Here is a 25,743-nt window from a genome sequence, read left to right as displayed (position 1 = left end):
GACTTATGATCATTACTCAGGAAGTATTTATTTAATATTCCACCGAGCAACTGGGGAATAGTGGGGCGTTGGATTGCTTACATGGGTCAAGGGCGGTTCCGTCATGACGCTACTGCAAAATATAATACTATTCATGGTGATCTTTTTATTGGGTGGAAAGCCCATATTTTACGGACAAAAAAAGCCCCAATCGTGAGATTGGGGCTTTCTAAATATTTGGTAGGCATAAGCAGACTCGAACTGCTGACCTCTACCATGTCAAAGTCGCTCAACCAAAGTACATATTATGACAATATCTTACATACATTGATATTTATGGCCTATAGGCATTATAAGATTAAATAATCGTGATGTAAATTGTAATCGAATAAAATTTAACTCGTATTTGGGCACTATATTTTTATAGTGTTTTTACCTCCACTCAATCACTGCTTAGAGCAAAAAGCCGCGTAATTTTATTAAAAATCTATCTTTAATGTTTCGATTGTTAAAGCCGATTTTCTGGTTTTAAAATTTCTAGGTATTGTTTCTATTACTTATATTCATGAGCATTCAAATTGGATTGAGTGGCAATGGTCGGACAAAGCACTATTGCCATTGGTTAGTCGTGTACGAATTTTACAAGGCCGTTTATTAGGAAAACTGCTAACGCTAGGGTTTGAGTTAAATGTTGAGGCGCAATTAGATGCGGTGACTTTAGAGATTGTCAAAACTTCTGAAATAGAAGGTGAGACGCTAAATAATGAGCAAGTTCGTTCCTCAGTTGCGCGGCATTTAGGGTTAGATAATGCCAGTATGCCAACCACTACTCGTGAAATCGATGCCGTGGTAGAGATGATGCTAAGGGCCACCTATCATTATCAACAGCCACTATTATTAGATGACTTACTCGGATGGCATCGCGCATTATTTCCAAATGGATATAGTGGGCTTTATCGCATTGAAGCAGGTAGCGTCCGTGATGATAGTAAAGGGCCAATGCAAGTAGTGTCTGGTGGGTATGGTCGCGAGCGGGTTCATTTTGTTGCCCCGAGTGCGGATAGGTTGCCAGATGAGTTAGACAGATTCTTATTGTGGTTTAATACTTCGTCAAATGAGCAAGATGCTATAGATTTAGTCATTAAAGCAGGTATTGCTCATTTATGGTTTGTGACTTTGCATCCATTTGATGATGGAAATGGACGACTAACACGAGCAATCACAGAACGAATGCTGGCAAAAAACGATAACAGTGCCCAGCGCTTTTATAGTATGTCAGCGCAAATTCTTAAACAGCGTAATGATTATTATAAAATACTAGAGCGCACGCAAAAGGGTGATACTGATATCTCGGATTGGTTGGTCTGGTTTTTACAAACATTAGAGCAAGCACTCATTGCTGCTCAAGAAACCACGGATAAAACTATTAGTAAGTCAGGCTTTTGGCAAACGCATCGACAGCACGCTTTGAATGATAGGCAAGTAAAAATGCTAAATACTTTGCTGACTAATTTGTATGGCAAGCTCACTACTAAAAAATGGGCGACCATGACTAAGTGTTCTATAGACATGGCACTACGAGATATTAATGATTTGATAGAGAAGGATATGATGCAAAAATCTGTAGCATCAGGACGTAGTACGAGTTATGAGTTGGTCTTATCATAAAAATTATATTGATCAAGTCTGTTATGACAGAAATAAAGTATTCGAATAAGCCGTAATGAATACGATCAACTCAATGATCTAATATGAGCGGTTTTTTTTACAATAGAATATTTTAAGTAGTCTATTAATTAATTAACATTTTTTTGATATTTTCATATTTGGATGGAAGTAAACAGCAAATCAGAATTTTTTCAAAACGATAGTCTTCCAAGTTAATATTTATGGACTTGACTCCCTAAGTTTCATCTTACAGATTTGATGGTAATGACAGTCTGCTAAGTATTCATATAGATAGTTATTTTATTTAATACACTTCTTATAAAATCAAAGCTATTATAATAATTGCGATAGTTTAAACTATCGCAATTATTATAACTTTACTTTCGATAAAACTTTATTTCAATAATTTCTCTAAAACAGAAAAACGCGAAATAACCAAAAAATCTAACAACGCTATAACGATGATGGCGATGATTGCTGTGGGAAAGATTATTGCTACGACAATAAGAATAATCGCTAACCATGTTGGTATCGATCTCTTAATACCGCGTGCTGGTGGGTTTAACCCGATAACCTCCTGAGTATTAGGCCTACGTTGCCACCACATCACATAACCACTGATGCAGATACCGATGACTGCTAGGCAAAACAGTACGTTAGCGAGTATGCTCCACCACCCAAGCGTTCCCATATGTAGGGCAATACCTGCTGCCATAAACTTCCCAAACGCGTTGTAGTCATCATAGCGAATATCTGCCAATACTTTACCCGAGTAACGGTCGATATGTACAGTACGGTCAGCTGTGGGACTGTGCATATCATGGCTCATGGAATCTTGGCTGAGTGTCCAAACGCCTGTACTATCTTGCGGTACATTCATGTGGTAACGGCCTACAAACCCTATCTCATGTGCATACTGATTTACCGTATCTACGTTAATAGGTATATTGGGTGCAATACCATCCTTACCTTTGGTCGTGCCAGAAATTGGCATGGGTGTTAGCTCAAGTACCCAAGGCACTTCCTTAGTTTTCCCTGTATTTAAGACGCTACCATGTGTTGGCGTGCTGCTTGAGCCATGAACATGAGGGGTTGCTTCGCTCATGTCCATACCCGCATGAGGATCATCGGGATTGATTGAAATAGGTACAGGAGCTACGCCCCATTTGCCCGCAGGAAATTGACTCCATGCCTGTACCACTTTGCCACCCCAAATACCTGCCCATGCCATACCAGAAATACAAAAAAACAGTAAGACAATCGATATCCAACTTCCTAATGTGGCGTGAATCGTACGAAAGAACGAGCGTTTTTGTTTCAAGCTCGTATCCCCATCAGGGACTAGCATGGCTTTGACCGATTTGCGTTTTTGCCACCACAAATACCAACCCGTTAGGATCATTAGAATGGTCAACGCCGCCGTGGTTTCTTGGATATAATCCCCGACCGTTCCTAAAAGCAGTTCTCCATGAATGGCATCAAAAGTGTGATATAAATTACTTTGCGTCGGAATGCTTTTGACGATGTCTGCCGTATAAGGATCAATAGCCACCATATTATCTTGACTGTCTGATCTTACTTGAAACAGCGCAACGGTATCAGGCTCTCGTGGCGCGATGTATTTGACAAGTGTACTACCAGGCGTGCTTTCAAGCGCCGCTTTGGCTTGAGTGGAAACAGGCGCTTGTACCGTGGTTTGTGGCGTAACCGTCAAGCGATCGTAATCTCGGCCCGTCGTATTCGACATCAATAGCATGCCGAGCGCAGAACAAGCAAGAATGATTAAAAAAGGGGCAATAAAAATCCCTGAATAAAAATGCCAACGCCATACAGTAAAGTAATGCTGAGAATTTTTTGGTTTCTGACTTTGTCTACTCATTAGTAGATCCTTAAATAATAATTGGCTATATGGCTCTGCTTTTAAAGCGACACGCATCATTTTAAGTCTCGCTATCTAAATGATGACAAGCGCTAGAAGCAGAGTCAGACTATTTAGTTTTCAGTGGTCGTGATTCATTTGGTCGTGATTCATTTGCTCGTGATTCATTTGCTCGTGATTCATTTGTTCATGATTCATTTGCCCATGATCCATATGTCCATGCATATTTGCCATGACCATTGGTACAGCGACAACGGCCAATCCCGATATCATCATAATCGCACCATTCAATTGCCGTAGACGTAGACGCCCAATATGATGGCGTACCCAATTGACTGTTTCATGAGTAGCAACCAGCATAGGAATAGTCCCAAGCCCGAAAGCAAATATCAAAACAGCGCCTGTTAGGGGATCATGACCTACAACGGCAATGAGTAATGCACCATATACAAGACCGCATGGTAAAAAGCCCCAGAGCAAACCCGCTGCTAGTGCGCGAGGAACCGTATTTAAGGGAAACACTTTTGTGCGTAGCGGTGCTAGTGCTTGCCATAAGCGCATACCAAATCGCTCAAGCTTGTTCAAAAAAGGTAGACCGAGCATCGTCAGTCCTACAAACACCAAAACCAGCCCCAGTAAGATGCGAGGCGTACTATTACCAACCATCAGTGGGGCTAATACAGCCGTACCAATCAGACCAGCGACCAATCCTAATAGCGCATAACTGAGTAATCGACCTAAATGATAAGTGGCTATAAGACCGCGCTTTTTTGCTGGGCTAACGTCTTTCATAGACAGCCCAAATGCTGCGACAATCCCACCACACATACCCAAGCAATGCGGTGAACCAAAAAATCCCATTAACAACGCTGCTGTTAACAATGCCATAGTCATAAACATGACTCCTAAAACATAATTGAATCAGTTATTCAGTTTTTTGCAACAACATACAATCCAAGCCACTTACGAGCTTAGATGAGATACTTACTGAATAGGTACTGATATAAATAAATAGCATTTCAAGCCCAATATTTTGGGCAAACGAGTACAAGCCAATCAATCAAAGCAATAAGTAAGCTTATTGATTGATAGCAAGTTATCAATGCACCAATAAAGTATTGAACTATGAATGTTTAAGGTTATTGAAATATGACTTGAGGGGGAGCGCGGGTGAGAGGCCGTAGAAAATGACTAGGATAGTGAGTGGTTGAGTGATATAAAAACGCGACTAATACGGCGGGCAACTCAAACAAAGCAGAGTCAGTGTGTGCAAACACTTTTGGTGTAAGCACCGCCGTCATAGAAAGACAAATATCACAGCTAGAATGTTTTACAGTATCTGGATCAGAGCTTTCAGCGTGATGCTTGCTATGTAATTGTTTTGACGACAGTTCTGTGTGGGTATTTACTGTTGAAGTCGATGATAAGGAATTCGAAACGGTATGATGGTGCAGATGATAAGCTGCGCTATCATCAGGCATATTGTGTGCGGTATAAGTAATATCAGCCTGTATTTGCTCATACTGCTTAGCGGTTGATACAACAGGTGCAAGCTGAATACAAATGCCGTGACCTAAATGGGCATTATCATCCCATAGAGGCGTCAGCAACATTGAGACATGCATGATCCAGGCAAAGCACGCAAGCAGCATGCCAAACCATAACGTTACTGGTGATGAGTGTCGTAGAGTGAGCGTTCGCCACTTAATAAGCATGGGATTATCATCTGTCACCAGATATTTTTACACAGGTAACATTCATAGAGAGAACAGATGTTTTCTAGCAAAATATTCTAACATAAACACAAAGAACGCTATTTTATGACAGTTAATCAGATATTTACAAGGGTTATAACACTAGATTATAGCAATCCAGGGACTGCATATGCACGGTTGCAAATAAAATCACGTCAAAGTAGGCTGAAGAAAGTGCCTAGGATTATTTTCTCTCGTATATATTTATTTTATTGATTTGTAACTATAAATCATGATTCTCTTAATCATAATAAACCTCTCATCGAATCGTTAGTTTACCAAGTATACCTCTACGGTTTGTTTAGCATAGCTAAACAGCACAAAAAAATCAGTCAACCTAGTTTTTTGTGCTGTACGTGGCTCATATGTCGCAGTTTTTATTGCATCACAGGGCTTAGGTCATTTCTTCTCGTTTTTTTCATGCGCAGGCCGATGTTGCCAAGTATCAGCATCATGCCACCAATGATTTGGTAGCCAGTTAACCCCATATCGAGGAAGACCCAGTTGATCACGGCTGCGAAGACGGGAAAAGACAATTCGGCCAAGGTAGCTAATTGCGCGGGGATGGTTTTCAAGCCTTGGTAGTAAAACCACATACCAATGAAGCCACTCAGTAAGGCCATGACGACGATAAGGCTCAGATCCACCGACGTCATCACGGATAACTCATTTGACTGCGTCAAGGCCATGGGCAAGAGCACTAACAGCGCAGCAAAAAATCGACCCGACATAATGGCATTTGCTGGTATATTCTGATGGGACAAATACTTACCGCATACAGTGGCAGCGCCCCATGCGATCACCGCAATCAGCGTGTAACCGTAGCCTTTGAAGAGACTTATTGTATCGCTTGAATAGTGCCATTGAGCGTTGCCCAATGCGTGTAGATCTGGCCACATCATCACAAAGCTGCCCAGTAAAATGACTGCCGCCCATTGTAAAAAACGCCCTTCAATATGCTCTTTTAGTAACCAATAGGCCAGCAAAATAGCAACGATAGGCTGAAGTTTTTGCAGCAAAATAACGATAGTAGGATTCAAGTAACAAAAAGCTTCGGTAAACGCTAAGGTACCCATAGCCGAGCCAATGCCACCGATAAAAAACAAGCTTGAAAATCCGCTGATCGACATATGACGATAAACATGGCGGTAACGCCACAACATGGGGCTGACAAATAATACCAACGTAACGTGTTCGATAAGAACGATTTGTAAGGTTGAATAACCGGCGCCTAACAACGGATAGCGGATTAAAGTATCCAATGCCCACGTAAAACACGCGATCATGATAAAGAATGTTCCTGCCATCTTGATTTTCTCCAATCAATAAGATGTACAGGGGTGATGAGAATAAATAGTACCAAGCTCCACGTTTAAAAAAGCATATATAAAGCCCCTATTACTAAGCGCATTAAAAGCTTGGTCGATCTTCTATCATCCGGACTGTAACCGTCGGCTCTGGCATCTCACCAGATCTGCTGACCCTTGTTCACAAGGAACAAGGCGCTCGCGGGCTGTTTAACTGGATGATATCATCCAAGAAAAAATACCGCCGGTGGGGAATTTCGCCCCGCCCCGAAGTTCGATTAATGTAAATTTACGTGTCTAATTATAAACCCATACGCTTCCTTAGGAAATAATTGATACGCCTTTTAAACTCATTAAGGACGCAAAAATCTGCCTGCCATGCCAACGCTTTGTTCATGACTTGCTTGAACATGTCTAAATACTACGAAGACTTAAAAAATTAAGCTATTAAGTCAGTCCACTCTATAAATGGATTATCCATCAATTTCCAATGTTCAGGACCTTCTGCCATTTCTTCATCATTAAGCAAGCAATTATTGAACTTATCAATAAGATTTGACTCATCCATCTCCATGCCTATTAGCACAATCTCTTGACGCGCATCGCCTGTACTCGCGTGCCAATTACTTTCTATGATGTCACGGTTTTGCTGATCTTGTGGCCATTGCTCTTCAGGAATGGTTGCCCACCAATATCCAGCTAGACCATGTCTAGCCATCGCACCCGCTTGTGACCAAGAACCTGCCAGTTTGGGATGAGATGCTAGCCAAAAAAAACCTTTAGATCGAATCACACCTTTCCACTCTGTATTAATAAAATCGTAAAACCGCTGCGGATGAAAGGGGCGTCTAGCACGATAAACAAAACTACTGATGCCATACTCTTCTGTTTCAGGTGTATGCTCCCCTCTAAGCTCTTTTAGCCAACCTGGTGCTTCAGAGGCTTCATCAAAATCGAATAAATTTGTGTTCAATAACTTATCTAAATCTACTTGACCAAATTGAGAAATTTCAATGTTAGCCCGCGGATTTAACGAGTGAATAATTGCCAGCAATCTTTCTTTTTCAGCATCTGAAATCAAATCAATTTTATTCAACACAATGACGTCACAAAATTCGATTTGATCAATCAATAAGTCGACCACGGTGCGTTGGTCCTCCTCACCCAATGATTCGCCTCGAGACTGTATACTGTCATAAGAGCTATAGTCCTTTAAAAAATTAAAGGCATCAACGACGGTCACCATGGTGTCTAGACGGGCAAACTCACTGAGAGAAAAACCATCATCATCTTCAAAAGTAAAGGTTTCCGCAACAGGTAATGGTTCAGAAATGCCAGTTGATTCGATAACCAGTTGATCAAAACGATTATCTTCTGCCAGACGTCGCACTTCTATCAATAAATCTTCTCGTAAAGTGCAGCAAATACAGCCATTACTCATTTCTACGAGTTTTTCATCGGTTCTGGACAACTCAGCTCCACCTTCTCTAACCAATGCTGCGTCAATATTTACCTCAGACATATCATTTACGATAACGGCAATGCGTCTACCTTCACGATTATTCAAAATATGATTGAGTAGCGTAGTTTTACCTGCGCCCAAAAACCCGGACAACACAGTCACAGGCAGTTTTTTTTCGATGGCTAAGGAATTACTCATTGGCTCTCTCTTCTCTATCAATTTATATAAGGGTTATAAAAAATACTTGAAAAATATAGGTACGTAAGATTATGAAAAATAAAAAGCATATCGATTGGTTGCGTTTTTGTCTTAAATGGTGCGAGACAAACAAGGTAAGGATTTACTAAGGTGGTCAGGACCCCAAGTTTGGTAACCAGCACTAGCGGTATGAATTTGCTTAAAACTATAAACCTTAAGTCACATGTTTAACGCCGCTCCTTTCTCCTACCAGAACGTACAAAATCTTTTTTTAGCTTCTAAAATTTATATTGCTTCTAATGTATCTAGCACCTCACTACCTATACGGAAATTTGTATAGGTGAAACAGTAAACATCACTATAGTTGCCAAACATTTTGTAATGTTATAACATAACAATAAATAATTCAACTGAGTTCTAAATATTAATGATTAACGATCTTCCTGATATCTCTGAAAACCTAAATGTAGCACCACATTCTTCTTGTTTAGACTGGGTTGGCATGGAGAATATTGCCTTACCTATTTACATAGAAAATACGCTTTGCCCAAGTCAAGTCAATGCTTTCGTGAGCTTAGATGACCCTGCTGTCAAAGGGATTCACATGTCTAGGCTATACATTCGCCTACTAGAATTAGTCAAATTAAAAATACTCAATTTTTCGCACCTCAAAGACACATTGCAAGATTTCCTCAAGAGTCACGAAGGCTTATCTAGCAATGCAAAACTACATATAAAAAGTCAGCTATATGTCGAGCGTCCCGCATTGATCAGTCCGCTGACTGGCTGGAAAAGCTACCCTTTTGAGCTGGTCTGCCAGCTCATTGATCAGCAATTTTTCTTTGAGGTTCAAGTTGAGATCCCGTATTCATCTACTTGTCCTTGTTCGGCTGCCTTATCACGTAGTTTGATTCAGCAGCAGTTTCAAAAAGCATTGTCAGAGAAACGATTTGATCTGACCAATTCAGAAGAAGTTATCGATTGGTTAGGGACTACCGAGGCGATTGTTGCAACCCCGCATAGTCAGCGTAGCGTGGCCCAATTAAGGTTTAAGGTCTCAACTGAGTTAGCTGAACTGCCACTCATCGCAATCATTGACCAAGCAGAACACGCCCTTGCGACACCTGTGCAAACAGCGGTAAAACGGGTAGATGAACAAGCTTTTGCACTGGCAAATGGACAAAACTTGATGTTCTGTGAAGATGCCGTACGGCGGTTACGTCATACATTCTTAGACTATGCCAATATTTTAGGATTTAAATTCAAAGTCATTCATGCAGAAAGCCTGCATGCACATGACGCTGTTGCAGAAGGTTCATGGCAATGGTGAACGCAAGCACGTCTATTTTCTTAGCAATGGAACATGGCAAAAAAGGTCAAAAGTACTGCTTTGATAAGGTGATGAAGCAGATTCCTTGGAATGAGCAAGGCTTGATAGCAGCGATTGCACAAGATGCCCAAACTAAAGAAGTATTAATGTTGGCTTGGGTCAATGCCGAAACGCTCATAGAAACCTTAACCACTAAAAGAGTCTGCTACTGGTCGCGTTCGAGACAAACTTTATGGCGCAAAGGAGAAAGCTCTGGTTATCACCAGCAGCTTATCGATGCCAAATTAGATTGTGATGGAGATGCTGTTTTATTTTCAGTTCAGCAACATGGCCCCGCCTGTCACACCTTGCGACCCAGTTGTTTTTATCTAGGCTTAGAATTGACACAAGTATCAATCTTAAGCAATCCTTTATCCAATACCAATAAGATATCTTATGATTCGTAAAAACCCATCCGGCGACCTTCCTATCATCGATCAAACGGCCTATGTCGATCAAACGGCTATTATTTGCGGCAAAGTTATTATTCATGCCAATGTCTTCATTGGGCCTTATGCTGTTATCCGCGCTGATGAAGTGGATGCACAAGGTGAAATGGAACCTATTATTATCGGTGCTAATTCAAACATTCAAGATGGAGTAGTTATTCACTCCAAAGCTGGGGCCGCTGTCACCATTGGAGAAAACTCTTCTATTGCTCATCGCTCTATCATTCATGGGCCTTGTAAGATTGGACATCATGTCTTTATAGGATTCAATAGTGTCTTGTTCAATTGCAGAGTCGGTAATAGAAGTGCAGTGAGACACAATGCCGTTGTGGATGGACAAGACTTACCTGATAACTTTTATGTTCCTGCTATCAGTCATATTCACCCCACCACTAACTTAAGTGACTTTCCACCTATGGATGTATCGCTTAATGAGTTTTCAGAAAGTGTGGTAAATGCCAATATCGAGCTGGTGCAAGGATACAAGGCCTTACAAAATGAATTTTAGCAACCTTCCAAAAATCATCATCCGCAATGCTGTCATTGTGAATGAAGGCATTCGGGAAATGGCTGATGTACTGATAGAAAATGGTCGTATCGAAAAAATACAGCCTAGTATTACCGGTGTTTCTCGTGCAGAAAATATCGATGCAGAAGGTGGCTGGCTCATTCCAGGTATGATTGATGATCAAGTGCATTTTAGAGATCCAGGGGCACCGCAAAAAGGCACTGTAAAATCAGAGTCGATGGCGGCGGCGATTGGTGGTATCACAAGCTATATGGATATGCCCAATACGCAGCCTGCGACACTAGATTTGCAAGCATTACAGCAAAAGAAGTTAAATGCCGCAACACATAGCATGGCAAATTACGCCTTTCACTTCGGTGTCAGTGCCGATAATATTGATATTGTCGAAAACCTAGACCCTAAGCTTGTTAGTGGCGTTAAAGTTTTTATGGGAGCGTCTACAGGCAATATGCTGGTCGACGACCCGCAAACCCTAGAACGCCTATTTTCGAATGTGCCTACTATTTTGTTGACGCATTGTGAATCAACGCCTCGTATCAAAATGCGCGAGCAACAGTATAAAGAAAAATACGGTGCCGACATTCCTGCCGTCATGCATGGCCGTATTCGTGATAAACAAGCCTGCTTTGAAAGCTCAAGTATGGCGGTTGCACTGGCTGAAAAATATGGTACTCAGCTACACGTATTACATATCACCACAGCTAAAGAGATTTGTCTGTTTAAAAACCTACCACTCGATAAAAAGTATATTACCGCTGAAGTTTGTGTGCATCATTTAAGTTTTGATGATACTGATTATGAAATGCTAGGACATCTCATCAAATGTAATCCAGCCATCAAAACAGTACAGGACCGTCAAGCATTGATTCAAGCGATCTCAGAGTCTAACCGTTTGGATATTATTGGTACTGACCACGCACCGCATACTTGGCAGGAAAAGCAGCAAAGTTACTTCAATGCCCCAGCTGGATTGCCCCTTGTACAACATGCCTTGCCTGCGTTGATGGAATTGGTTGAGGACAAACAGATGAACATCGAAACCATGGTACGCAAGACATCGCATCAAGTGGCAGACTTGTTTCGCATTAAAGACCGAGGCTATATACGCGAAGGATATTGGGCTGATTTGGTATTACTCAAAGAAAATAAAGAAAAAGTCATGGTCAGTGACACTCGTAATTATATGCACTGTAACTGGACGCCTTTTGCACATAAAGCTTTTCGATATTCTGTAGACACCACCATCATCTCAGGGCAACTTGCATGGCATAAAAACCAGCTGTTCCCAAACTGCCGTGGTCAATCTCTTGAAATCGACCGTTAATCACCATAATTATTAATTGCCAGATTACTTATGAATATCCAAATAATTAGTCACCAAAATGCTCAGCAACTTTCAATTGAAGACCCTATATCGATCGCTACCTTATTAGAAACCTATAAACCGCCTGGTTATAAAAAAGTGTTTTTGGCGAAAGTTGGTAGCCGATATGTTGATTTGCAACATCTCATAACTGAAGACTGCCACATCCAGCTTATCACGTCTCAAGATGACGAGGCTTCAATGCTTCAACGTGATTCATTTGCTTATCTTCTTGTGAAATCAGTTTTAAACTTACACCCAAATGCCAAGCCCATACAGTATCAAACCACAGATACTGGTTTTTATTATGATTTTGCAGAGACGCCTAATTTTAACGAAGATCACCTCAATGACATATCAAACGGCATGCAAAATATTGTTCAACAAAAGCAGCCCATAGTAGGTCGTGACGTCTCTCTAACTGATGCTATTGCTTACTTCGGCTCAGAAAACCCACTTAAATCAGAACATTTAAAACAGTATAGAGAACAAAGCGAGTCAATAACGACCTTATTTCAACCACTTGATGATAGTGTGAATGATATCTATATATTCCCTTTGGTTGCTAACACCTCATTTTTGCCAAACTTCAAAATCACTCATGTATCAGGTGCCTATTGGCAAGGTGATGCAAGTCAGCCTATGTTGCAACGAATCTATGTCACTTGCTGGGCTACTCGAAAACAACTGACCGATTATCTGAAGCAACAAGAAGAAGCAGCAAAAAGAGATCACAGAAAATTATCACAGCAACTGGACCTGTTACATTTTGACGAACGAGCACCAGGAGCTGTTTTTTGGCATGCGAAAGGTTGGAAAATATTTCAATTACTGACGGGATATTTACGCCATCAGCAGGAAGAGGCAGGGTATATTGAGGTCAATACACCAGACGTTATGGATAGAGAGCTATGGGAGATTTCAGGACATTGGCAAAACTATAAACAGCAAATGTTTGCGGTAGAGACACCTGATGAAAAAACCTACGCGTTAAAACCAATGAGCTGTCCTGGTGCTGTTTGTCTCTACGGTCATGATTTAAAAAGCTATAGAGAGTTACCACTTAAAATGGCGGAATTTGGTAAAGTTCACCGTTATGAGCCTTCAGGATCACTGCACGGCTTAATGCGAGTTCGACATTTTACTCAGGACGATGCGCACATATTTTGTACCAAAGACCAGCTCCTATCAGAGTGTGTCAGTACCATCCGCTTGATTTATAAAATCTACCAGCATTTTGGGTTTGACAATATTTCTATCAAAGTATCTACTCGTCCAAAAAATAGAATAGGGTCTGAGCAAACATGGGATTTTTTAGAACAGACGCTCATTCAATCTTTGCAAGACATTGATATCGCCTATGAGGTCAGTGAAGGAGAAGGTGCATTTTATGGACCTAAAATTGAATTTACGCTAAAAGATGCGATCGGTAGAGAATGGCAATGTGGCACCATTCAAGTAGATTTAAACCTCCCAGAGCGCTTTGATCTCAGCTATATTAACGAAGATAATCAGAAACAGAAACCGGTCATGCTACACCGCGCTATATTCGGTTCACTTGAACGGTTTATCGGCATTTTGATTGAGCACTACGCAGGTCACCTACCTTTTTGGCTTGCGCCTGTCCAAGTTATGATAATAACTATTTCTGAACACCAACAGATTTATGCCCAGCAAGTCTTGAAGCGACTACAGAGTTTATCATTGCGAGTAGAGTGTGACTTTGGTAAGGATAAACTTGGTTATAAAATTCGCAAGCATACCTTGCAAAAAATACCGTTTCTTTTACTTATTGGAGGAAAAGAGTTGGAGGAATCTAGCGTTAGAGTCCGCACCAGTAAAGGTACAGACTTGGGATTATTACAAATGGATGAATTAGAAAAATTTCTTAGACAAGCCATGGTGAATTAAAGTGAAGACAGATGAGGTTTCTCATATCTCTGATCAAATAGAATGAAGGCAGCATTTATCGAGTGGCGGCTTATACTGCATTAGGAGGGATTACAAGAGCTTAGTATGAAGAAGATTATCTGTATTCAGTCTAATGATATGACGATCAGTCAAGTCTATGATTAGGTCATTTTAGAAGAGGATTTTGACTCACTCGAGTTCCATCAAATTTTACCGATGAAGGCTTGGTTAGTGTGTGTCGAACGAGGTGATAATACCTCGGCGGACATTTGGATTGACGTTGATGACCCAATGGAATTGAAAGGTGAGATCGATAAGCTATCGTTTGCCTGTGTTTTCTTCGCTGATCTTAAAAATGGGCAGGGCTACTCGACGGCATATTTACTGCGTAAGGGGTTAAATTTTCAAGGGAATTTACGTGTCTTTGGTGATGTACTAAGAGATCAATTGAGTCTAATACACCAAGTTGGTTTCGACAGTTTTACTATATGATCCGGCGAAAGGCATCAAAGGCTTGTTCGTCACTTATAATAGTAGCGTATCGCAACCGAACCCAATCGATAAACGGGTTCGTCGCTAGGATTAATGTTAAAAAAGCCTATCCAAGTAGTACGTCAAACAGCTTTTTAACAGCGGCTTGTCTTTGTTCGGTTAACGGGTGGATATAACTTAAACGTAAAAAATTTTTATATTGACCCGATGCCGAGAAAAGTGAGCCGGGTGTCATGATCACGCCTTGCTCTAATACTTTATTATAACTGCGCTGTACGTTGATGGTTTCATCTAACTCTACCCACATAGAAATGCCGCCTTGGGCGTGGGTATAGCGAATTTTGTCACTCCAATGAGTATCTAATAAAGTCATCAGCTCCCTTTGTTGTTGCTTTAGCGTATTGACCTGTTGAGCAAGGTAACGTCGGTAATGACCTTCTTCTAAAAATGTTGCCAGCCCCTGCTGAGTGGATTCGCTAGAGGAGAGCTGGGTAATCAGTTTCAATTGAGTAATCTTGTCGTGCCACTTACCACCAAACACCCAACCAATCCTTAAATCTCGCGATAAACTTTTCGAGAAAGAGCTGCACAGAATAACTTGTCCCTTAGGATCGAATTTCTTCAATGGTTCCGCTGTAAAAGGCGGAAAAGCCAAATCCCCATAAATATCGTCCTCTATGATACAAAAATTTTTTTCAACCGCTAGATTGATTAATGCTCGGCGTGCTTTTTCAGGCATAAATGCCCCAGTGGGAGTGGCGTAATTTGGCGACACAATACAGGCTTTAATCGGCCAATCTGTTATTTTTTCGACCAAATCTTCAACGCTCAAACCTTCTTCAGGATCAGCAGCGACCTCGATAATTTTCAGTTTGAGTTGTTCCATGATTTGCAGTACACCATAAAATGCTGGAGATTCTACTGCTACAGTATCACCGGGTGAGCACGTTGCCATGAGGGAAATGAATAAGGCGTGTTGGCAACCACCGGTAATGCAAACCTGTGATGGATCTTGGTTCAAACTACGGTGGCGGTAGTGACTCACAATGGAGTCTTTTAAGCGCATATCGCCGCTTGAGTCGTTGTAGTAGAGAGCTTTTTGAGTGGGTCTGGAACGCAATGCTTTACTTAAGTGCCGGTTTAAAGTGATGAGGTGATTCGCATCATTGGTAGCACCAGCCGTTGGCAAAATATCAAAAGCGGCACTGCGTGTCATGATGTCTTTTAAGATGGCTGGTACGGTTACTTCTCTGGGAGCGGCGGGTGGGTTAATGCACTTTGGCGAGAGCCGGTCATTTTGTGTCTCTGCTGTGACAAAGTAACCTGATCTTGGTTTAGAAAAGATCAATCCCTCTGCTTCAAGTCGATGCAAGGCATGTAGCACCGTGGCTTTAGAAAAGCCCAAGTTCTGGCACATTTCTCGGACAGAAGGAAGTTTTCCGCTTGGCAAAAAATGATTGGCTTTTATATCTTTGCGTAATAAATGTTCCAGCTCTAGGTATTTAAACTGACTCATAACTGAGCCTTTGTTAATGAATCTGTACCTATTCTAAATTAATTTATTGTGCCTGTTCTATATTTTTTAAAGTTTTACACTTAACAAAGTAATTATTTTTTACTTTCTGACAGTGTAGAGGGTAGGCAGGGCACAATGATTGACTTAAATGCTATTGATTTGGCGCGAATACAATTCGCGTTCACCGTCTCGTTCCATATTATTTTTCCCGCTATTACAATCGGTCTTGCCAGTTATCTGGCCGTATTAGAAGGTTTTTGGCTTTGTACAAGAAAGCCGATTTACATGACCTTATGCCGATTTTGGATGAAAATATTTGCTGTCAATTTTGCCATGGGTGTTGTTTCTGGCATTGTGATGGCGTACCAATTTGGTACCAACTGGAGCCAGTTTTCTAACTTCGCAGGAGCCATTACTGGTCCGCTACTTAGTTATGAAGTGATGACGGCTTTCTTCCTTGAAGCTGGCTTCTTAGGGGTTATGTTGTTTGGCTGGAAAAAAGTCGGTGAAAAGCTACATTTTGCCTCTACTATTTTGGTCGCTATTGGAACCTTAATTTCGATGACCTGGATTTTGGCATCTAACAGCTGGATGCAAACCCCTCAAGGCTACGACATCGTTGATGGTCGCGTTGTACCTGTCAATTGGTTTGAGATTATTTTTAACCCTTCTTTTCCTTATCGTTTAGTTCACATGGGCTTGGCGGCCTTCTTGGCAACGGCGTTATTAGTTGGGGCTTCTGGTGCATGGCATTTGCTAAAAGGCTCTCATATACAAGTTGCGAAAAAAATGTTGTCCATGGCAATGTGGATGCTGCTGATTTCGGCACCTTTGCAAGTGATGGTCGGTGATCAGCATGGCCTAAACACGCTAGAGCATCAGCCAATCAAGGTAGCCGCGATGGAAGGGCACTGGCATCAAACGGAAAAAGGTGAAGGCGTACCGCTGGTCTTGTTTGGTTGGCCAAATATGGACGAAGAAAGAAACGATTTTGCGATTGAGATTCCGAATCTTGCCAGTTTGATTTTGACGCACTCTGTGGATGGGGATATTCCACCGCTTACGTCTGTTGCAGCAGAAGATCGTCCTTACGTGCCTGTGGTTTTCTTTAGCTTTCGTATCATGGTGGCGCTTGGCATCTTGATGATTGTACTGGCGGTAACTGCATTGATACTTCGCAAAAAGGGCAGAATCTACGAGAAAAAATGGTTTTTGCGCTTTTGTGTTGCGATGGGGCCAGCTGGTCTGATTGCCATGCTGACAGGCTGGTTTGTCACTGAAACAGGTCGCCAGCCTTGGGTGGTATATGGTTTGCAGCGCACTATAGATGCAGGCTCGCCCAATAGTGTGACTGCCATGAGTTTATCATTGCTCGCTTTCGTCGTGGTGTATCTGTGTGTGTTTGGTTTAGGCGTGAGTTATATGCTGGCGCTGATTCATAAAGGTCCAACCGTCGATTATTTGTTTGAAGATGATGATGATTTGAGCAAACGCCCAGCCCGTCCGCTATCTGCCGCTGATGGCGTAGAAATTTAGGAGACAGTGTCATGTATTTTGATTTACCGACGATTTGGGCTTTTGTTATCGGCTTTGGTTTGATGATGTACGTGTTCTTAGATGGCTTTGATTTGGGGATTGGTCTGCTGTTTCCTTTTATTAAAGACGAACATGAGCGAGATATTATGGTGAATTCGGTTGCTCCTGTTTGGGATGGTAACGAAACTTGGCTTGTATTGGGTGGCGCGGGCTTATTGGCTGCATTTCCTATGGCGTATTCGGTGATTTTGTCAGCCTTATATGGACCGATTTTACTGATGTTATTTGGTTTGATTTTGCGTGGCGTCGCCTTTGAGTTTCGCTTTAAGGCGACAGAGTCTCATCGTCCAATTTGGGACAAGCTATTTTTTGTTGGTTCCCTAATGGCCACCTTTGCTCAAGGCGTGGCGATGGGCGCTGTGATCATTGGTTTTCAAGTAGACAATGGCGAGTTCGCTGGCGGTGGATTGGATTGGTTGAGTCCATTTAGCCTGTTCACGGGTTTTAGTTTGCTATTTGCTTATGGACTACTTGGCGTCACTTGGTTGGTTGTTAAAACAGAGCATGGTTTGCAGAAAAAAATGCGCACATTCATTAAACCATTAACCTTACTGCTCGTAGCCTGTATGTTCATTATCAGCATCTATACGCCAATGATTAACGACAGTGTACGGGACTTATGGTTTAACGTATCCAATATTATGTATTTGGCGCCTTTACCGATTTTTACGGCTATTTTTGCACTGTTTCTTATGGGCGCGGCGCATTCTAAACAAGAAGATCGTGCTTTTATTTGTGCTTTATGCATGTTGTTTTTAGGATATTTAGGGTTATGTATTAGTCTTTGGCCAAACATTATTCCACCGAGTATTACGATTTATCAGGCCGCAGCACCAACGTCTAGCCTTAAATTTACCTTAGTCGGCGTTGTGTTTATTGTGCCTGTCATCTTGATTTATACCTTTTGGTCTTATCGAGTGTTCCGTGGAAAAGTCGTAGATACCGATGGTTATCATTAGAAAGCAGATAGCAAAAAGATTGGTGTTTACAGAGAGCCAGCCTTTTATGTAAGTAAGTTAGTTTGGAGGAAAGTACGATGAAAAAAAGTCTTCACCAGTTCAAATGGTTACTGATTTTTTGGGCACTTGGCGTTGGCTCGCTTTTGGTGGTCGCGACCATTATACGCTTCGGTATGACCTTGGCGGGAATGGAATCCAAATAAGTATTTTCGAATTTAAAAAAGGGAGCGCGAACACACTCCCTTTTAAGGCATAACTCTGGCTAAGTGCGCAGGCTAGCTGATTGGAATGGTGTTATCAGGGTGGGTGTATTAAGAATTTGGTTTAGAGGCTTGTCTTTGGATACCCAGTTTGTTTATGCCAATAGTGGCTTTATTATCACTAAAGCTGTCTAACCCGTATAAAACGACGGCATACAGTCTGAACTCAATTGATTAAGCTTCGAATGACTATAACAGCTCTCAGATTTGTCTCAATCTATTCATTAGCAGTCAAGTATGAAAAGGGGAGCATCTACATCTACGCTAATATAATTGTTACTTAACAACTGTCTATTCTACTAAAAACTGAACCCCATGAGCGACAATTAACTCATGGGGTTCAGTCTAAAAATTTAAGTTTCTATAAAAAGTAGGTTAGGACTCGTGATGATGCTCATCGTCGTGTACAGTTTTCACCCCGAACCAAGCCAACTGCGATGGTGCAAAGGCCAATTTCATTTTTGACTCAATTTTTTTAGCATCAGGATTGATGGTAATGATTTGCTGACTCTCACTGTCCATCACGTAAACCATCTCAGTATTCGGATTAACGATCAAAGATGGGCCACCATGACTATAGTTCTTGATTCCATTCGGTATAATATTCAATGCGGCTACTTGTTTATAGTTCTGCGTCACATCAAGCAGATGTAAGGTTCCTGCGTCGTCAAGTAGCATTAAATGTTCTCCATGAGCATCAAAATCATAGCTGACAACTCGGCGACTGTTATTGGACGTCCAAACAATAGGAGCAACATTCTTACTAGCAGGATCAATACGGTATGGTTGACCACAGGCCGTGCCAACTAAATAGTTGTGATGATGGTTGGTTACAAACGAACCGATTCGAGCGGCACTACTGCTACCATCTTCATTGATGCACTGGTTATTGATCAAGCTGGCAGGGTAGGTGATTTTTTCAGCACTAAACGCATCATCAGTTTGCTTCACACTCAAAATACCATCACTACAAGCAAAAACACTAAAGTCAGTCACGCTGCCACTGCCATGCAGACCCTGACATTTGGTATCAAACGTCTGGTTTAAATGATAATGATCATTGTGACGTTCAAAGACGCTGATTGTATCAGCGAGTGGACTACCCACTGTATCATAACGTCCTGTACTGATAACATAATTCCCGCGAGGCTCTGCTGTGCCATGCATGTTGGTGTTTAATTTTTGATAAAGAAGTTTGCCATTTGCAATATCTTTATCTGTTACTAGGGCAAATCCAGCTGCCTGTGTAGGGTTATCTATTGGATTACCTGCCGCACCTAAGCCATCAAAAAACAATCCAGCTTGCTCGCCATACGTTTGATAATGTACAGGACGGGTGTAATTTAACTGTAGTGGCATCTTACTGACGTCTCGAGCGTAGGGGTGATCGTGGTCGCCATGGTCTTCAATTTCCAGTCCACTATGGTAAAAATTCACCCCTTGGTTGGTACGGTCGAGTACTAGAATATAATTACCATCTGGACTGGTTTGAAGCGCATCAGCTTGACCTGTTAAATCCAAATTTTGAATAACTTTGTTTTGAGCAAGACTATAAACATAAGCTTTATTACTGTTTTTTTCGGTAATCATTATCCGCCCTTGCCTTAGCTCAGCGGTTACCTCTGACTCTTCATCATGATCATGATCATGATCGTGATCGTGATCGTGGCCTGGTTGCGTTGTTGGTGTTTTGCGATCATCATCTGAGCCACAACCGCTAAGCGCTGTAACCGTTAACAAAGTAGATAAAGCTAGTGCAATAGATTTACTTAGTGGGTGAAACTGAATCATAAAGGTGCTCCATTCATGGGTATGATTTTTTACTAATTATTGTCAAGAAGTCAGACAAGCCAGTACTTAGAGAACTGACGGTTAAAAACGATAGGTCACCCCAGCATTCAATGAACGCTCCGGCATAGGCACGTGTTCAACCAAATAGGAGGCATGATTGTATGCCAGCTCATTTAAAAGGTTATTAACCTGAAGGAAGGCGGTATAGTCATAAGCGCTAGGACTGTGATAGACAAGCTTGGCGTCAACCATGTTGTAGCTTGGCGTATTGGTCTCAAAGTCAGCAATGTGGTCTTGCTCAAAGCGATGATAGCCAGAGAGTACCAAATCGAACTGACCAAATTGAGTTGTAATGTCACCACCAATTCGAGGGGCCACCAATCTTGGGGCATATTTACTGGTAAGATCATTACTGTCTAGCGTTATCAATGCGATATCAGCGAAGCTGCCGATACTGATTCTGTTGTTCAGATAATAGCGTGATTGAATTTCACCGCCATAATGTTTGGCATCGCTTTGAACGTAGTCAACCAATCTAAAACCTGCCGACTCTCCTTCTGTAACGACATCTTGTGTTTTAGCGTAGATATAGTCCTTGCTGTCATTATAAAAAGCAGAAATACTGGTCTCAAAGCTATCGCCATTGTCAAAGCGCAATGTAAGTTCTACACCATTGGTTGACTCTTCTTTTAATTGATCATTACCGCGCTCCCAAGTATTGGTTGCCAGATGGGCACCATTAGAGAATAACTCTTGTGAGGAGGGTAGTCTTTCAGAATGACTGATTCTTGCAGACAGTTGTGTGTTGGGCGTAAGGTACTTACCACCCTCTAAGCTGACAGAAGTACCAGTATGTGCTTTGTCAATATTATTTTCGGTATCAGTCAGGTTTTGAAAATCTTGACGACCGCCAAATTCGATGTACCAAGGACTTCTTCCTTGCTTGCTGACGATGGCGTTAGTGCTTTCATCAGTAGAATCTGCTCTACCACCATGATTGTGACCTGCATGTTCATCAGATGATGAAAACGTATTGTCAGCAAATTTATCGACATTTTCTATTTTTGCACCAAGGTAATTCGGCGTGAGTCGCTCAATAAAAAATAGTCCCACTTGAGTACGATCCGTTTTTGGAAGGTAACCTTCTAGTCCCACCGCTGAAAACTCACTGTTGGTGTAATCTAAGCCAACCACCCCTTTCATAAACCCTAAATTGCCTGTTTTATAAGTTGCATGGGTTGCTTGGGTACGCGCACTGATGGCACTGTTTTTGAAAGTAGTGCCAGCCACGCCTTCATCTATTTCATCATGGCGATAATCGGTATAACTAATCTTGGCATTGATATTATCAACCCCTATCATAGGTATCTGCCGCTCGGCATAGAGCTGATAGACGTCTGAAGTCAAATCAACATAAGGCGCCTCTCCATGAGCGTGGTCATGGTCGTGCTCACCTGCGCAGCTAAGACTGTTAGGATTATTGCTATCAGGCGAGCATTCGCTATGGACGTGGAATGGCAGACCATATTCTGAAGACTGACGTTGGTATGAACCACCGATATAACCCAAATCAGTCACATACGATAGCCCAATACTGCCATTATCTTGAGTATACCAACTGTTGCTAATCTCATCCGTGTCCCAATGCGGTACTTGAATATTACCTTTGTCCGTTTTTTGATAACGCCCACTCCAAAGCCAATTATCGCCGATACCGCCATTGAGCTCTGCATACCCAAGATACCCATCGGTGGCTTGTTGACCGATTAGCGACACTTTGCCGTTTAGGTTTTTCTGTGACGACGGGTTTGGAATGGTGTTGTCAACGATATTGACCACTCCGCCTATAGCGCCGCCACCGTACATCAACGCTGATGTGCCTTTTATGACCTCAATTTGTCTTGCACCCAATATGGGCACAGATATTTGATGGTCTGGAGAAATCTGTGAAGCATCCTGTACAGTCAAGCCGTTTTGCATGACTTGAACACGCGGTGCGCTCTGTCCGCGAATAATTGGTCGACTCGCGCCTTGTCCAAAACTGTCAGTAGATACGCCTATCTCGTTTGCCAATGCATCGCCAAGCGTACTGTTGACCTGAGAATCTAGCGCCTCACCAGTAACAATGCTGGTTGCTGTAGCCATCTCATTTGCTTGCGGGAGTAAAGGGTTTGAGGTAACAACAATCGTATCTAAAGTGGTTGAGGGCATCGTCATATCGGATAACCCGTTATCAGCAGAGGTAGTAAGCTCACTGTTTGTTGACTGAATTTCTGCCGCCATGACAGGTAAGCCTGCCATGCTTAGAGCAGCAGTCACTGAGAATATAACCGTTGTATGTTTGATACTAAAATTGGAGGGTGGTGTAGGAGTGTAATGAATACCTCTTAACTCATTGATATTGAATGACTTAGACATAGTTTTACCAAAATTAAAAGTTACATGAATACAAATCAGTACTGAGATTAATTGTAATGTTATAATATAACATTACATAAGTATATACATAATTCATATTTTGGAAAGAATCTTTATATTTTAGTAAGAAATAGGAAGTAAAGAGTTTTGACTCGCATGAACTCCTAATAATAGTATTGGTATAGATGAGAGAAATTGAAGTGAATATGATTATGCTAATATTAAACATAATAAAGCCGACTGAATTCAGTCGGCTTTATTATGTTTAATGAAAAGAGATTTAGAATCAAGTAAGCTTAGTAAGATATACGTTTTAAAATATATTTACTAAATTTAATTCTCAAGTCAACAAAATACCTATAATTTACTATCCCTAATAGATAAATTTTCATCTGTAATCAGCATCATATGTACAAAAAACCTTATTAGCGGCGAGTACTGCCATTTGTTCGTTTGAGCTCTAGGATCTCGGCTAGCAATACCGATATGAATAGCTTCTAATGAGCAGTTAGACTGCCGCTTAATGTCTTGATAGTCAGTAGATGAAATAGTTTTCATCAATAAAGCTTCGTTGCTACTCATTAGCCAACGCTTCAAAGGTAACAGCTTCTCAGCGATATCAATGAAACGCTGCAACGCCTTCTCATCTTCTGTTCTAAATGGTAGGTATGCTCTGCTAACAGACAGTTTTTCACGACATATCTCAATAAACCAAGTCCAGTCAGTCCCTGACTTTTCTCGTAGACGGTAGGCATTATTTAACAAAAGCGATAGCAATCTTAAATCACTTTGGTATTGAATGTTCAGTGGACTCAGTACAGGGGTGTTTGAATCTGATAGCTTAACAAAGCGAGGTTTGCCGCGTTTGGTAGTGATATCGGTAATCTCGCTGGCACGTTTTATTAAAATATTTGCATCGTGAATAGACATATTTGCCAACTGGGCCGCTTTACTTAAAGGCATCTTTTTATCATAGGTCTGTAGTAGCAGTTGTACTCGGTTTAGACCATAACGACCAAACAGCTCATTATTGGCTGGCGTATTGGTACTCAAGAGAAATTGCTTAGCACGGCTTTCGATCGTAAATTTCGGTGACTTGCGTTTGCCTTCTATGATATTTTTAAATAACAGCTTACGTATACTAGGCATATTGATCATACCGTTATCATCAATGTCAGCATTATCACTGATCTGTCTTGGGCTAATTTTAGTAGATTTGGTAATGTTACACAGTGTTTGTTTGGGTAGTCCGATGTCAGCAACACTCAACGCATAAGTAGCCATCAGAGTAGCAAAGTGATTGTAATACTCAAAGCTCCGCTCAGGCGATAAGTGTCCCATTATACCTGATAGAGCGTACCAGCGATCTTGTCCCTTGGTATGCTCCCCGAGTAGGCCTTCTTTTATACGCAATACGTCGCTTTCGTCATAATCGGTGAGTGCTTCTACGAGATCTGAATGGCCTACTAGCGCTAAAGATAGGTTGCTCACTGCCGTATGCCTAAACCCATGAAAAGTATGCTCTGCTACATTATCATCTACCGATATGTCTTTTAAGACTCGTTTGAGTAACTGCAACGGAACATGGTCATCAATAGGGCGCTGATCCGATGATAAGGTAAAGATAAATTTGTTTGAACTGTCGCCAATATTACTCTGCACAAAATTAATAAAAAAATTCAGCTCATTAGGTTTGAGGAGAGCAAATAAGGGAACGCGGCGAATACTACTTTGAGTCTTAGTTGGACGGTAGCTATTGGGCCTTATCACCACTGATGGTACAGCTGTTTTTAAGCCTTCGATGTCATTATACTTAAGACCCAACAGCTCTTTTTTGCGCATCCCAGTACGATAGACTAAGATAAATAAAAGCGCGAACATCTCCCGCTCCAATATATCTACAGAACCCAGTATCTGCGTAATAATGGCTTGGTACGCTTGCGGTGATATCAGCTCCGCACGTACACGCCGACCATTTTTGGACTGCTGGAAATTCACAGAGGGAAGGTTGTATTTGCTTTTGGCAAAGTTGTGCATACTCTTTAATAAATTGGCAGAATATCCAATATCAGTATTGTTTCGTACGACAGCTTTGTATTCTAAGATGTCTTCATAGAGCTCTTCAAACTCTTCTTCTGACCAAATATCAAGCGGCTGCGCTGTTGTGAAATATAACCATTCATAGCCTATGGTCCTAATATATTTCAAAATAGACTCATTACTAAGTGATTTTGACTCTTTTCGATTGAGTAAACTTAGCACCCAATCTAATAAAATTTTTTCACTTAAGTCATCGTATTATTCATAGCGTTTTTGTACTCTTTCGATAAGAGTAGGTGGCTTTTTGCTGGTTTTTTTCTTTTTCTGTTTTTTATCCATTTTGAAGTCTTTAGTCAGGTTCATAATTAAATCAGACTTTCTAACCTCTATCTTTTTGGTAGAACTACTACTAGATGTCTCGTTTTGATTAACAGAGTTTTTGCTGATAGACAGCGTCAAAATATGTTCTAGAACATACGGCTCCTCTTTATGCTGATGTTTTTGGTTCAAAAACCGACCAAAGTCCTGCGTGCTCAGTCCAGCCGTGTTATGCATACCTCGCAGCACCCCAACTGAAGCATGATCAATATCAGCGCCCTCCAGCTCCTCCCAGTAGTAACTGGCGTAATATAAAAACCTTGAAAAGGGAAGTGGCTTAATACCCAAAGGCTTGATCACGTCAGACAAAGCCACAGCCAAGTATTGTTTTATCTTATCTTCTGACAGCTTGGCAATGATAGGTTCAAACTCTACTTGACTACTTTTTGAACCGCCCCGACTTTATCGGAGAGTGATTTACTTGA

Annotated in this window: 20 protein-coding genes, 1 pseudogene and 1 riboswitch; of the genes and pseudogenes, 11 read left to right on the top strand and 10 right to left on the bottom strand. The window is 41.4% G+C overall.

Features of this window, described 5'->3' with window-relative positions; translation table 11 throughout:
• Positions 1–24: 24 nt before the first annotated feature.
• Positions 25–345, top strand: a pseudogene (locus INT03_RS15095) (DUF2938 family protein); the annotation flags it as partial.
• A gap of 123 nt (positions 346–468) precedes the next feature.
• On the top strand, positions 469–1,647 hold the full coding sequence (locus INT03_RS01000; protein WP_319021202.1) for a Fic family protein: 1,179 nt from the start codon (positions 469–471) through the stop codon (positions 1,645–1,647).
• 394 nt (positions 1,648–2,041) lie between these two features.
• On the opposite strand, the gene INT03_RS00995 is transcribed toward INT03_RS01000, so the two are convergent.
• The 5 genes from INT03_RS00995 to zigA all read right to left on the bottom strand — a co-directional run bounded on the left by INT03_RS00995 (position 2,042) and on the right by zigA (position 8,247).
• On the bottom strand, positions 2,042–3,526 hold the full coding sequence (locus tag INT03_RS00995; protein WP_193007204.1) for a PepSY-associated TM helix domain-containing protein: 1,485 nt from the start codon (positions 3,524–3,526) through the stop codon (positions 2,042–2,044).
• A 120-nt stretch (positions 3,527–3,646) separates the two neighbouring features.
• Complete coding sequence (locus INT03_RS00990; protein WP_193007203.1) at positions 3,647–4,420, bottom strand: sulfite exporter TauE/SafE family protein; 774 nt, start codon at positions 4,418–4,420, stop codon at positions 3,647–3,649.
• A gap of 245 nt (positions 4,421–4,665) precedes the next feature.
• Positions 4,666–5,241: a hypothetical protein gene (locus INT03_RS00985; RefSeq protein ID WP_143516795.1), complete on the bottom strand. Its 576-nt coding sequence runs from the start codon at positions 5,239–5,241 to the stop codon at positions 4,666–4,668.
• 416 nt (positions 5,242–5,657) lie between these two features.
• Positions 5,658–6,587 (bottom strand): DMT family transporter, encoded by a 930-nt coding sequence (locus INT03_RS00980; protein WP_193007202.1) that lies wholly within the window; start codon positions 6,585–6,587, stop codon positions 5,658–5,660.
• 114 nt (positions 6,588–6,701) lie between these two features.
• A riboswitch (FMN riboswitch) is annotated at positions 6,702–6,866 on the bottom strand.
• Positions 6,867–7,026: 160 nt separating this feature from the next.
• Positions 7,027–8,247, bottom strand: coding sequence for a zinc metallochaperone GTPase ZigA (gene zigA / locus INT03_RS00975; protein WP_193007201.1), 1,221 nt, complete (start codon positions 8,245–8,247; stop codon positions 7,027–7,029).
• A 427-nt stretch (positions 8,248–8,674) separates the two neighbouring features.
• Between zigA and folE2 the strand changes: the two genes are divergently transcribed.
• The 6 genes from folE2 (at position 8,675) to INT03_RS00945 (ending at position 14,360) form a co-directional block, all read left to right on the top strand.
• A complete protein-coding gene (gene folE2, locus INT03_RS00970; RefSeq protein ID WP_095570151.1) occupies positions 8,675–9,577 on the top strand; it encodes a GTP cyclohydrolase FolE2 in 903 nt (300 codons plus the stop codon).
• Entirely contained in the window at positions 9,565–10,023 is a 459-nt protein-coding gene (gene hisI / locus INT03_RS00965; protein WP_179288379.1) for a phosphoribosyl-AMP cyclohydrolase, read from the top strand. Before folE2 ends, hisI begins: the two co-directional genes overlap by 13 nt.
• Positions 10,013–10,573, top strand: a complete 561-nt coding sequence (locus INT03_RS00960) for a carbonate dehydratase (RefSeq protein WP_095570153.1) — start codon at positions 10,013–10,015, stop codon at positions 10,571–10,573. Before hisI ends, INT03_RS00960 begins: the two co-directional genes overlap by 11 nt.
• Positions 10,563–11,918 carry a dihydroorotase gene (locus tag INT03_RS00955; protein ID WP_095570154.1) on the top strand — a complete coding sequence of 452 codons (1,356 nt, stop codon included), beginning with the start codon at positions 10,563–10,565 and terminating at the stop codon, positions 11,916–11,918. The genes INT03_RS00960 and INT03_RS00955 overlap by 11 nt, the downstream gene beginning before the upstream one ends.
• A 30-nt stretch (positions 11,919–11,948) precedes the next feature.
• The gene (gene thrS / locus INT03_RS00950) at positions 11,949–13,868 is read left to right on the top strand and encodes a threonine--tRNA ligase (RefSeq protein ID WP_095570155.1); all 1,920 of its coding nucleotides are present in this window, start codon (positions 11,949–11,951) and stop codon (positions 13,866–13,868) included.
• Between the two features lie 231 nt (positions 13,869–14,099).
• Positions 14,100–14,360 carry a DUF934 domain-containing protein gene (locus tag INT03_RS00945; protein WP_193007200.1) on the top strand — a complete coding sequence of 87 codons (261 nt, stop codon included), beginning with the start codon at positions 14,100–14,102 and terminating at the stop codon, positions 14,358–14,360.
• Positions 14,361–14,466: 106 nt separating this feature from the next.
• On the opposite strand, the gene INT03_RS00940 is transcribed toward INT03_RS00945, so the two are convergent.
• A complete protein-coding gene (locus INT03_RS00940; RefSeq protein ID WP_193007199.1) occupies positions 14,467–15,876 on the bottom strand; it encodes a PLP-dependent aminotransferase family protein in 1,410 nt (469 codons plus the stop codon).
• Positions 15,877–16,011: 135 nt separating this feature from the next.
• Here INT03_RS00940 and INT03_RS00935 point away from each other — a divergent pair, with 135 nt between their 5' ends.
• The 3 genes from INT03_RS00935 to INT03_RS00925 all read left to right on the top strand — a co-directional run bounded on the left by INT03_RS00935 (position 16,012) and on the right by INT03_RS00925 (position 18,634).
• On the top strand, positions 16,012–17,412 hold the full coding sequence (locus INT03_RS00935) for a cytochrome ubiquinol oxidase subunit I (RefSeq protein WP_095570158.1): 1,401 nt from the start codon (positions 16,012–16,014) through the stop codon (positions 17,410–17,412).
• Between the two features lie 11 nt (positions 17,413–17,423).
• Positions 17,424–18,431, top strand: coding sequence for a cytochrome d ubiquinol oxidase subunit II (gene cydB / locus INT03_RS00930; RefSeq protein ID WP_095570159.1), 1,008 nt, complete (start codon positions 17,424–17,426; stop codon positions 18,429–18,431).
• A 77-nt stretch (positions 18,432–18,508) separates the two neighbouring features.
• Positions 18,509–18,634: a DUF2474 family protein gene (locus INT03_RS00925; protein WP_083766349.1), complete on the top strand. Its 126-nt coding sequence runs from the start codon at positions 18,509–18,511 to the stop codon at positions 18,632–18,634.
• A gap of 432 nt (positions 18,635–19,066) precedes the next feature.
• On the opposite strand, the gene INT03_RS00920 is transcribed toward INT03_RS00925, so the two are convergent.
• The 4 genes from INT03_RS00920 to INT03_RS00905 all read right to left on the bottom strand — a co-directional run bounded on the left by INT03_RS00920 (position 19,067) and on the right by INT03_RS00905 (position 25,627).
• Positions 19,067–20,482 (bottom strand): hypothetical protein, encoded by a 1,416-nt coding sequence (locus INT03_RS00920; protein WP_193007198.1) that lies wholly within the window; start codon positions 20,480–20,482, stop codon positions 19,067–19,069.
• 81 nt (positions 20,483–20,563) lie between these two features.
• Positions 20,564–22,900, bottom strand: a complete 2,337-nt coding sequence (locus INT03_RS00915; protein WP_226914317.1) for a TonB-dependent receptor — start codon at positions 22,898–22,900, stop codon at positions 20,564–20,566.
• Between the two features lie 357 nt (positions 22,901–23,257).
• Positions 23,258–25,108: a tyrosine-type recombinase/integrase gene (locus tag INT03_RS00910; RefSeq protein WP_193007197.1), complete on the bottom strand. Its 1,851-nt coding sequence runs from the start codon at positions 25,106–25,108 to the stop codon at positions 23,258–23,260.
• A gap of 90 nt (positions 25,109–25,198) precedes the next feature.
• Positions 25,199–25,627, bottom strand: a complete 429-nt coding sequence (locus INT03_RS00905) for a hypothetical protein (protein WP_193007196.1) — start codon at positions 25,625–25,627, stop codon at positions 25,199–25,201.
• Positions 25,628–25,743 lie beyond the last annotated feature (116 nt).

It is taken from the genome of Psychrobacter sp. PG1 (assembly GCF_014897815.1).
Taxonomy (GTDB): Bacteria; Pseudomonadota; Gammaproteobacteria; order Pseudomonadales; family Moraxellaceae; genus Psychrobacter.
This window is presented reverse-complemented; position numbering and strand designations above follow the sequence as displayed.

Bases quoted from the DNA above. Each gene is read 5' to 3' on its own strand.
- INT03_RS00995 (WP_193007204.1), bottom strand. From the start codon at position 3,526: ATGAGTAGACAAAGTCAGAAACCAAAAAATTCTCAGCATTACTTTACT.
- INT03_RS00990 (WP_193007203.1), bottom strand. From the start codon at position 4,420: ATGACTATGGCATTGTTAACAGCAGCGTTGTTAATGGGATTTTTTGGT.
- INT03_RS00985 (WP_143516795.1), bottom strand. From the start codon at position 5,241: ATGCTTATTAAGTGGCGAACGCTCACTCTACGACACTCATCACCAGTA.
- INT03_RS00980 (WP_193007202.1), bottom strand. From the start codon at position 6,587: ATGGCAGGAACATTCTTTATCATGATCGCGTGTTTTACGTGGGCATTG.
- zigA (WP_193007201.1), bottom strand. From the start codon at position 8,247: ATGAGTAATTCCTTAGCCATCGAAAAAAAACTGCCTGTGACTGTGTTG.
- folE2 (WP_095570151.1), top strand. From the start codon at position 8,675: ATGATTAACGATCTTCCTGATATCTCTGAAAACCTAAATGTAGCACCA.
- hisI (WP_179288379.1), top strand. From the start codon at position 9,565: ATGGCAATGGTGAACGCAAGCACGTCTATTTTCTTAGCAATGGAACAT.
- INT03_RS00960 (WP_095570153.1), top strand. From the start codon at position 10,013: ATGATTCGTAAAAACCCATCCGGCGACCTTCCTATCATCGATCAAACG.
- INT03_RS00955 (WP_095570154.1), top strand. From the start codon at position 10,563: ATGAATTTTAGCAACCTTCCAAAAATCATCATCCGCAATGCTGTCATT.
- thrS (WP_095570155.1), top strand. From the start codon at position 11,949: ATGAATATCCAAATAATTAGTCACCAAAATGCTCAGCAACTTTCAATT.
- INT03_RS00940 (WP_193007199.1), bottom strand. From the start codon at position 15,876: ATGAGTCAGTTTAAATACCTAGAGCTGGAACATTTATTACGCAAAGAT.
- INT03_RS00935 (WP_095570158.1), top strand. From the start codon at position 16,012: ATGATTGACTTAAATGCTATTGATTTGGCGCGAATACAATTCGCGTTC.
- cydB (WP_095570159.1), top strand. From the start codon at position 17,424: ATGTATTTTGATTTACCGACGATTTGGGCTTTTGTTATCGGCTTTGGT.
- INT03_RS00925 (WP_083766349.1), top strand. From the start codon at position 18,509: ATGAAAAAAAGTCTTCACCAGTTCAAATGGTTACTGATTTTTTGGGCA.
- INT03_RS00920 (WP_193007198.1), bottom strand. From the start codon at position 20,482: ATGATTCAGTTTCACCCACTAAGTAAATCTATTGCACTAGCTTTATCT.
- INT03_RS00915 (WP_226914317.1), bottom strand. From the start codon at position 22,900: ATGTCTAAGTCATTCAATATCAATGAGTTAAGAGGTATTCATTACACT.